2 protein-coding genes are annotated in these 1,327 nt (G+C 65.4%); both read right to left on the bottom strand.

The annotated features are described in order from the left end of the window. Window positions 1-622, bottom strand: a 622-nt coding sequence (locus tag ASD52_RS30470; RefSeq protein WP_244497541.1) for a relaxase/mobilization nuclease domain-containing protein, incomplete at its 3' end; no start/stop codon positions are given. A 97-nt stretch (window positions 623-719) separates the two neighbouring features. Continuing rightward, window positions 720-1,327: hypothetical protein (locus ASD52_RS40465; protein ID WP_244497540.1), on the bottom strand; the 608-nt coding region annotated here is incomplete at its 5' end.

Genomic DNA, 1,327 nt, shown 5'->3' with positions numbered 1-1,327 from the left:
CGAAGTTGCTATCGACGCCGGCCACCCGCTGGACGATCTCAATCATCGCGTCGCGGTCAGCGACCTCCTCCGTCTCCAGACGAAGGAGAGCAAAGCCGGCAGCGTGGCGCGGCGCTGGCTGCGCAGCTTGTCCGGCCGCCGCGGCTGCGAACCGGTCGGCCGCCGCGATCACCGACGGCTCCGCGCCGGCATTTTTCAAGGCGTTTGCGGTTGCCTGCCATTTCGCGGCGAGAGCCAGGTTGCCATTGATGAGCGAGGCGCGATCGACGACGCCGGCGCGCTTGCGCTCGACGCGTTTGGTGACGGCGGGCGTCTTGAGATAGCGAGGATCGCTCTTGCTGCGCTCGTAGGCGCCGGCCTGCGACTGGCTATAGGGCCGCGTGGCGGCGACATCCGCGCGCCGGGTGGCGACCATGGCGATGCCATGCTCGCGTGCCTTTGCCGCGAACCGCTCGCGCCATTCGTAAAGTTCCGGCTTCGTCAGCCGCAGCGCCTTGCCAAGGTCGTCTCGCGCCGAGATCATCACATGGACATGCACATGGCCGGTTTCGGGGTGATACGCCGTGATCCAGCGATGCCCGGCGACCTGCTCGCTCAGGAAATCCCGCACGGCCCGCTGCATCGCTTCCGGATCGGTCCCAGTCCGTGCCGAGAAGATGACATGGAAGGCATTGCGTGGCTCGACGGTGCGAATGTGGGATGACCAGTCCCGCCAAATCCTATCCGCCTTTTCCTTGACGCTCGAACCGCGCTCGATCAGATCGCCGGCGCTGGTGCTTACGGCTTTCTCGTTGCGAAGGAATTTTTCGAGGAAGTAGCGGCCGGACTTTTCGGAGACGGCGGCGCCGAGAATACGCACCTCGGCCGTCACTCCAGCGTCGGCCAATCGGCGTGCAAAACTGGCTTCCGCATTTTCGACAGCGCGCGCCGGCCCCTCGCCTTTCTCGCGGGTCTTCAGCGCTCCGGCGATCTTCTTGGCCGGCAGGTCCGTTACCGCGTAGACCGCGCGCCGGCCCCTCGCCTTTCTCGCGGGTCTTCAGCGCTCCGGCGATCTTCTTGGCCGGCAGGTCCGTTACCGCGTAGACCGAGACCTTGCCATCCGAATGCCGGGAATAGAGGAAAGGCTTTGATCCGAACGCGGCATTCAGGGCGTCGTGAAACGCGGTATCGTCGACCGTATCGGCGACGGTAAAGGAAAATGTGGCCAGCGCGTTGACCGCATAGGCCTCACGGAATTCCGCGCCCCATTCGGCCAGCGCCGCGGCCCGGTCCTCGCGGCTTGCGACCGCGAGGCCATCCTGATCGTAGATCGGGATATCGACCTTGC

The sequence above is a fragment of the Ensifer sp. Root142 genome (assembly GCF_001426785.1).
Classification (GTDB): Bacteria; Pseudomonadota; Alphaproteobacteria; order Rhizobiales; family Rhizobiaceae; genus Ensifer; species Ensifer canadensis.
The sequence above is the reverse complement of the archived record's forward strand: the minus strand, read 5'-3'. Positions and strand labels throughout refer to the sequence as shown.